Origin of the sequence: Kluyvera sichuanensis (genome assembly GCF_014218705.1) — a bacterium.
Classification (GTDB): Bacteria; Pseudomonadota; Gammaproteobacteria; order Enterobacterales; family Enterobacteriaceae; genus Kluyvera; species Kluyvera sichuanensis.
The window spans coordinates 57,659-65,418 of sequence record NZ_JABBJF010000027.1; the positions used below are offsets into that span (position 1 = coordinate 57,659).

Genomic DNA, 7,760 nt, shown 5'->3' on the forward strand with positions numbered 1-7,760 from the left:
GTGGGTTTTTTGTTTGTGTCGCTTATTGCTTCACTTTCTTCGACACCGCGCTGCCCGCATCCCGCGTTAAGTGCAGCGTATCAATCATCCCCACCAGACAGATAAGCGCGATAAAGATGAACGCCAGCCGGAAGCTGATGCCCGGCACGTCGCTAAGGCTGAGCACGGCGCTAATCTTCTCTCCTAACCGTATACCGATGGCCCCAAGCGTGATGCCAAGGCCGATAGCCAGTTGGCTAGCCGTACTGAACAGCGTATTGGCGTAGCTCATCTGGGCGGACGGCACATCGGCAAAGGCCAGGGTGCTGACGCCAGTGAACTGAATCGAACGGAAGACGCCGCCGAGATACAGCACCAGCATAATGACCCATACCGGCGTTTGCGGAGTTAAGAAGGCACAGGCGACCAGCGCAATCACGTTCAGCGCGCCGTTCAGCAGCAGCAGGCGACGGAAGCCCAGCTTGCGGATAAGCGGCGTGGTGGCTGGCTTAATTGTCAGGTTACCGACGAACACCGCCAGCACCAACAGACCAGAGTGGAACGGGTCCATACCGAAACCGACCTGGAACAGCAGCGGCAGCAGGAACGGCACGGCGCTGATGGAGGCGCGGAACAGCGAGCCGCCGTACATGGTCACCCGGAACGTGGGCACCTGCAGCGCATCCATGCGGATCATCGGTGACGGGCTGCGGCGGAAATGGCGCAGGGCGTAATAGAAGGTCGCGGCGCCAATAACCAGCAGCGCGACGATTAATCCGCCCTGCATTTTTTCCGCTCCCAGCAGCTCCATGGCATACACCAGGCTCACCATCGAGACTGAGGTCGCCACAAAGCCCGGTAGGTCGAAAGGCCGACGCTCATCGTCGCGAATGTTCGGGATAATACGCAGCGCCAGCAGAATCGCAATGATGCCGAGCGGCACGTTAATAAAGAAGATCCAGCGCCAGTCGGCGACCTTGGTGATAAACCCGCCCAGCGGTGGCCCGATGATCGGCGCGATGAGCGCGGGCCAGGTCAGGGTGGCGATGGCGGTAATCAGCAGATGCTTGGGCGTGGTGCGCAGGACGGCAAGTCGCCCAACCGGCACCATGAGCGCGCCGCCGACGCCTTGTAAAATGCGCATTGCCACAAAGCTATGGGCGCTGGTCGCCAGGCCGCAGAAGACGGAGGAGACGGTGAAGATCGCCAGCGCCAGACTGAAGATCGTCCTGGCACCGAAGCGATCGGCAATCCAGCCGCTGGCGGGGATAAGCACGGCGAGGGTGATCAGGTAGGCGCTGATGCCGATGTTCAGGTCAACGGCTTCTACGCCAAAAGTTTTCGCCATATCAGGAAGGGCGGTGGCAATCACCGTGCCATCCAGGAACTCCATAAAGAATGCACCGGCCACAAGCAGCGCAGCAGGGGATACCCCGCGGCTCGCCTGGGCCTGGAGAGGCTCACTCATTGTTGTTTTACCCTATCAAAATAATTTTTAAAATTTATAGCTTTTGTAGATTTGGTAAGTGGTAGATTTCTATAACAAATTTTTTATAAATTTAACGCAATCGATAAAAATAGCGTGATTCAACTCTCAAAATGGTTGATTTTTGTGACGGCGGTCATATTATGTGCGTAAAGACAATAACACCTGCATAACAAACCGGAGCATCAACATGAAACAGCGCATGCGTAAAATCCTCAAAAGCATGTTTGAGAACTACTGCAAAACTTTCAAAGACGTACCGCCAGGCGCTATGTTCTGATAAAAAAAACCTGCCACGGCAGGTTTTTTTATCTTCTGCGAAAGTAGGTTACTATTACGCTCCGCAAAATAGGAGCAAAAAATGTCTCAGAACCTGACCCCGAACGATGAACTGGTATCCGATGTCGTGGCCTGCCAGCTCGTTATCAAACAGATCCTCGACGTTATTGACGTTATCGCCCCGGTTGAAGTCCGTGAAAAAATGGCGAGCCAGCTGAAAACCATCGATTTTACCACCCATCCGGCAGGGGCCGACCCGGTGACGATGCGTGCGATTCAGAAAGCGATTGCGCTGATTGAGCTGAAGTTTACGCCGCAGGACGCAACGCATTAATACGCGGTGAGGTATCAGGGCAGAGCGCCCTGAATACGCCTGAAATAAGGGCGGCGATCCCGCCCTTATGAATTCAATTAATGGTGTTGTTGAGAAACAATATTCAGCAGATGCTGATCGGTTTGCTGAATGCACAGGCCTGCTTTACGCGCGCTGCGCACTTCATCCAGAATTGTCTTCAGCAAGATACCATCCTGTTCCTGTTCTTCTTCCAGTGCGTTCAGGAAACTCAGGGTGCTATCGTCATGAAGCACTTTCGCTTGTTCAGTTAATTCTGACAACGTAGACGCACGCTGGTGGTGGTCTTCAAGAGTTTTAAGGAAAAGATCTTCGAGGGTGGCACATTTATCTTCGCAAGTTTCAAAAGCCTTAACCACCGGATAAGCGCCAGATTTCTTCATATAATCGAACACCCGCATCATCTGCGTTACGCTGGACTGTGCCCGTGAACGTAGAAACGTCGCGGTTCCATTCAGCCGATGTTCTGAGCACCACTCGCTCAAACGCAAATAATGATTAGATGCAGAAAATTCAAGATTCATCTGTGCATTAAGCTTTTGAACCATTCCTGGAACTGCCATACAAATATCCTTATTACTGGTAGGAACGACACGCGTGACATCGCATAGTGCGTAATAGCTGCCAACCATGCGCTATTTCCGCGTTTGAGTGTGACTACATATTACCTGTAGTCCTTGCGTCCGACCGGGGGATATAATATCGCCCGGTCGAATAAAAGAATACTCTTAGTATGGATATAAGAAAAGTCTCACGAACTGCTTTTTACGTTTCGTTACAACCTATATTGTGAATAACTAACCAGGAAAGAAGGTATTCTCGTAACGCTATGATTAATAGTGGATATAACGAATATGTATATTCTCTGTAAGGCTTTGTTAACATAAGAGATTGCTATTGCAACGTATGCACTTAAAAGTGTGATCGTGATCTTGTTTTTATTGCTGCATTCGGTAATAACGAATGAAATACGTATTATTTACTATGAATGGCATTTTACGAATAATAAATGCTAACTAAATCGCGTATTTTCAGATGGCTGTATTAAATATCAGAATGATGTTCAATTTGTTTTAGATCATTTTTGGTATTAGCAGGCTAGAGGATTATGTTCTCGGTAATAAAAACTACGTAAAGTCCTTCCCGTTTCGTCGCTTCAGGGAAGACTCGTTGATTTCAAATGACAGGAGTTAAAATGAAACAGGTTGCTGTACTGCTGGCCCCAGGCTTTGAAGAAGGGGAAGCGATTGTCACTATCGATATTCTGCGCCGTTTGCACATCGGCGTTGAACTGGTATCGTGCGCCGAATCTCGCGCGGTAGTGAGCTATCACGATATTCCGATGGTCGCCGATGCGACGCTGGCAGAACGTCTCGATACGCTGTATGACGCGGTGGTTCTGCCGGGCGGCCCACAGGGAAGTGTGAATCTGGCGGCGAATAAAGACGTGGTTAAATTTGTCGCCGCTCACGATGCGGCCGGCAAACTGATCTGCCCAATCTGCTCAGCGGCAGCACGTGTATTAGCAGGTAACGATCTGCTGAAGGGGCGTCGTTACGTCTGCTCCGGTGATTTATGGCAGGACGTCAAAAACGGCGAATACGTTGATGCGCCGGTGGTGGAAGATGGCAACCTGATCAGCGGCAAAGGCTTCGGTCACGTCTTTGATTTCGCCTTTACCGTTTCGGCCCGCCTGCTGGGTGATGAAGCGCCGGTGCGCGATCACGCCGATCATATCTATTACCGTTGGTAATACTGCGCGAATTCCGCCTAAAGGGATATTCCCGCTGCTGATATAGAGATATCTGCTATTCCCCCGCGTGAATTGTCTGACAATTCACGCGTCTTATATGTACTTATTTGCTGAATATATGCATCACTTTACTGTAATTCTGCCGTGTGATGCCGCTCTCTTCTGCAAAGCCAATTCCTGGCTATTAATGTTTCAACAACGTTAACGCTGTTAATAAAACAGCTAATACATTGTTTTATGTCTAATTTAAATCACCTATTTGATTTTCCCTACATAAAAGAACATTAAGGCTGGAGTTAACCATGCACAAATTTACCAAAGCGCTGGCGGCCATTGGTCTGGCAGCGGTTATGTCACAATCGGCTATGGCCGAAAATCTCAAGCTCGGTTTTTTAGTGAAGCAACCGGAGGAACCCTGGTTCCAGACGGAATGGAAGTTTGCCGATAAGGCCGGTAAAGACCTCGGCTTTGACGTGATTAAAATTGCCGTGCCGGACGGAGAGAAAACGCTGAATGCGATCGACAGCCTGGCGGCCAGCGGGGCGAAAGGCTTCGTTATCTGTACGCCGGACCCAAAATTGGGGCCAGCCATCGTAGCGAAGGCGCGCGGTTATGACATGAAGGTGATTACCGTCGATGACCAGTTCGTCAATGCCAAAGGCAAACCGATGGAAGATGTGCCGCTGGTGATGATGGCCGCCAGTGAAATCGGCGCGCGTCAGGGGCAGGAACTCTATAAAGAGATGCAAAAGCGCGGCTGGGATGTCAAAACCACCGGCGTGATGGCGATTACCGCCAACGAACTGGATACGGCGCGTCGTCGTACCACCGGCTCAATGGATGCCCTGAAAGCCGCGGGCTTCCCGGAAAAACAGATCTATCAGGTCCCAACCAAATCTAACGATATCCCTGGCGCTTTCGATGCTGGTAACTCCCTGCTGGTACAGCATCCGGAAGTGAAACAGTGGCTGATTATCGGGATGAACGACAACACCGTGCTGGGCGGCGTCCGCGCGACGGAAGGCCAGGGCTTTAAAGCGGCGAACGTCATTGGTATCGGTATTAACGGCGTCGATGCGGTGAACGAACTGTCAAAAGCGCAGGCGACCGGCTTCTTTGGCTCACTGCTGCCAAGCCCGGATATCCACGGCTATAAGACCAGTGAACTGCTCTACAACTGGGTGCAGAAAGGCGCGGAACCACCGAAATTTACCGCGGTGACCGACGTGGTGCTGATTACTCGCGATAACTTCAAAGAAGAGCTGGCGAAAAAAGGTCTCTGAGTCCTGATAGTGCTCCCTTCGCAACGGCGGAGGGAGACGAGTTGTGTCATTGTGGAGGTTGCGATGCAACAGTCGACCCCTTATCTCTCTTTCCGCGGTATCAGTAAGACCTTCCCCGGCGTTAAGGCGCTGTCCGATATTAGCTTCGATTGCTATAGCGGCCAGGTGCATGCGCTGATGGGGGAAAACGGTGCCGGAAAATCGACGCTGCTGAAAATTCTCAGCGGCAACTACGCGCCGACCTCCGGGTCTTTGCTACTGCGTGGAGAAGAGATTTCTTTTGCCGATACCACTGCGGCGCTGAACGCAGGTATCGCCATTATTTACCAGGAACTGCATCTCGTCCCGGAAATGACCGTGGCGGAAAATATCTACCTTGGGCAATTGCCGAGCCGAGGCGGCTTCGTTAATCGCTCACTCTTAAACTATGAAGCGCGTCTGCAGCTGGAGCATCTGGGGCTGGATATTGACCCTGATACCCCGTTGAAATATCTCTCCATCGGCCAGTGGCAGATGGTGGAGATTGCTAAGGCGGTGGCGCGTAACGCCAAGGTTATCGCCTTTGATGAACCCACCAGTTCGCTCTCGGCGCGTGAGATCGACAACCTGTTTCGGGTGATCCGCGAGCTGCGCAAAGAGGGGCGGGTGATCGTCTATGTCTCCCACCGTATGGAGGAGATCTTTGCGCTTAGCGATGCGATAACCGTGTTTAAAGATGGCCGTTATGTTTGCACCTTTGATGATATGCAGACGGTAAGCCACGACCGATTGGTGCAGGCGATGGTCGGGCGCGAAATCGGCGATATCTACGGCTGGCAGCCACGTGAATATGGCGAAGAGCGCCTGCGTCTTGAGCAGGTTAAAGCGCCGGGCGTGCGTACGCCAATATCGCTGGCGGTACGCAGCGGTGAAATCGTCGGTCTGTTCGGGCTGGTGGGGGCTGGGCGAAGTGAACTGATGAAGGGGATCTTCGGCGGCACCCGCTTGAGCGGCGGGCAGATTTACATTGATGGTCAACCAGTGACGATTGATAAGCCCGCGCAGGCGATTCGCGCCGGGATGATGCTGTGCCCGGAAGACCGTAAAGCCGAAGGGATTATTCCCGTTCATTCGGTGCGCGATAACATCAACATCAGCGCCCGGCGTAAACACATCCATGCTGGCTGCGTTATCAACAATGGCTGGGAAGCGACCAACGCCGATCACCATATTCAATCGCTCAATATCAAAACGCCTGGTGCCCAGCAGCTGATTATGAACCTCTCCGGAGGCAATCAGCAGAAGGCGATCCTGGGGCGTTGGTTATCCGAGGATATGAAGGTCATCCTGCTCGATGAGCCGACGCGCGGTATCGACGTAGGGGCCAAGCATGAAATTTATAACGTGATTTACGCGCTGGCAGCCTCCGGCGTGGCGGTGCTCTTTGCCTCCAGCGACCTGCCGGAAGTATTGGGCGTGGCCGACCGCATCCTGGTGATGCGGGAAGGGGAATTATCCGGGGAGTTGCTGCACGACAGCGCTAATGAACAACAGGCGTTAAGCCTGGCGATGCCTAAAGTCGGTCAGGCGGTTGCCTGAGGAAGGAGGTTACGATGTCATCTGTTACTACACCGGGCGCGCGCCGCACGTCGCTGAGCTTTGGCCGTATCTGGGATCAGTACGGCATGCTGGTGGTCTTTGCTGTGCTGTTTATCTGCTGCGCTATTTTTGTGCCTAACTTTGCCTCATTTATCAACATGAAGGGGCTGGGGCTGGCGATTTCGATGTCGGGTATGGTGGCCTGCGGGATGCTGTTCTGCCTGGCCTCTGGCGACTTTGACCTGTCGGTTGCCTCGGTTATTGCCTGCGCGGGGGTAACCACGGCGGTGGTGATTAATCTCACCGAAAGCCTGTGGATTGGCGTTTTTGCCGGTCTGTTGCTGGGGGCGCTTAGCGGTCTGGTCAACGGTTTTGTGATTGCAAAGCTGAAAATCAACGCGCTGATTACCACTCTTGCCACCATGCAGATAGTACGTGGCCTGGCCTACATTATCTCAGACGGTAAAGCGGTTGGGATTGAAGACGAGCGCTTTTTTGCCCTCGGCTATGCCAACTGGTTAGGTCTGCCAGCACCCATCTGGTTAACCGTCGGCTGCCTGATTATCTTTGGCCTGCTGCTCAACAAAACCACCTTTGGTCGTAACACGCTGGCGATTGGTGGCAACGAAGAGGCGGCGCGTCTGGCCGGGGTTCCGGTGGTGCGCACCAAAATCATTATCTTTGTGCTCTCCGGCCTGGTGTCGGCGGCGGCGGGGATTATTCTGGCATCGCGCATGACCAGCGGCCAGCCGATGACCTCAATCGGCTATGAGCTTATCGTTATCTCGGCGTGCGTACTTGGCGGGGTGTCGCTGAAAGGGGGGATTGGTAAGATCTCGTACGTGGTCGCCGGGATCCTGATTCTGGGGACGGTGGAGAACGCCATGAACCTGCTGAACATTTCGCCGTTCTCGCAGTATGTGGTGCGAGGATTGATTCTGCTGGCGGCGGTAATTTTTGACCGCTACAAACAGAAGGCGAAGCGTACCGTCTGATCGTTTGGTGTTTGTCCCGGCGTCGCGTTGCTCGGCCGGGCTACAGATAGGCATT

General features: G+C 52.9%; 8 protein-coding genes. 6 read left to right on the top strand and 2 right to left on the bottom strand.

Annotation, left to right across the window (positions count from 1 at the left end; translation table 11 throughout):
• Positions 1–22: 22 nt before the first annotated feature.
• Entirely contained in the window at positions 23–1,447 is a 1,425-nt protein-coding gene (locus HII27_RS21285) for an MFS transporter (protein ID WP_185669422.1), read from the bottom strand.
• Positions 1,448–1,655: 208 nt separating this feature from the next.
• Here HII27_RS21285 and azuC point away from each other — a divergent pair, with 208 nt between their 5' ends.
• On the top strand, positions 1,656–1,745 hold the full coding sequence (gene azuC, locus HII27_RS21290; protein WP_015963980.1) for a stress response protein AzuC: 90 nt from the start codon (positions 1,656–1,658) through the stop codon (positions 1,743–1,745).
• Positions 1,746–1,826: 81 nt separating this feature from the next.
• Positions 1,827–2,078, top strand: a complete 252-nt coding sequence (locus HII27_RS21295; RefSeq protein ID WP_185669423.1) for a DUF2766 family protein — start codon at positions 1,827–1,829, stop codon at positions 2,076–2,078.
• Between the two features lie 77 nt (positions 2,079–2,155).
• Here HII27_RS21295 and HII27_RS21300 read toward each other — a convergent pair whose 3' ends face one another.
• The gene (locus HII27_RS21300) at positions 2,156–2,659 is read right to left on the bottom strand and encodes a non-heme ferritin-like protein (protein WP_185669424.1); all 504 of its coding nucleotides are present in this window, start codon (positions 2,657–2,659) and stop codon (positions 2,156–2,158) included.
• A 632-nt stretch (positions 2,660–3,291) separates the two neighbouring features.
• Between HII27_RS21300 and HII27_RS21305 the strand changes: the two genes are divergently transcribed.
• The 4 genes from HII27_RS21305 (at position 3,292) to araH (ending at position 7,705) form a co-directional block, all read left to right on the top strand.
• Positions 3,292–3,849: a DJ-1/PfpI family protein gene (locus HII27_RS21305; RefSeq protein WP_185669425.1), complete on the top strand. Its 558-nt coding sequence runs from the start codon at positions 3,292–3,294 to the stop codon at positions 3,847–3,849.
• A 302-nt stretch (positions 3,850–4,151) separates the two neighbouring features.
• The gene (locus tag HII27_RS21310) at positions 4,152–5,132 is read left to right on the top strand and encodes an arabinose ABC transporter substrate-binding protein (RefSeq protein WP_185669426.1); all 981 of its coding nucleotides are present in this window, start codon (positions 4,152–4,154) and stop codon (positions 5,130–5,132) included.
• 63 nt (positions 5,133–5,195) lie between these two features.
• Entirely contained in the window at positions 5,196–6,710 is a 1,515-nt protein-coding gene (gene araG, locus HII27_RS21315; RefSeq protein WP_185669427.1) for an L-arabinose ABC transporter ATP-binding protein AraG, read from the top strand.
• A gap of 14 nt (positions 6,711–6,724) precedes the next feature.
• Positions 6,725–7,705 carry an arabinose ABC transporter permease AraH gene (gene araH, locus HII27_RS21320; RefSeq protein WP_185669428.1) on the top strand — a complete coding sequence of 327 codons (981 nt, stop codon included), beginning with the start codon at positions 6,725–6,727 and terminating at the stop codon, positions 7,703–7,705.
• The last annotated feature ends 55 nt before the right edge of the window (positions 7,706–7,760 follow it).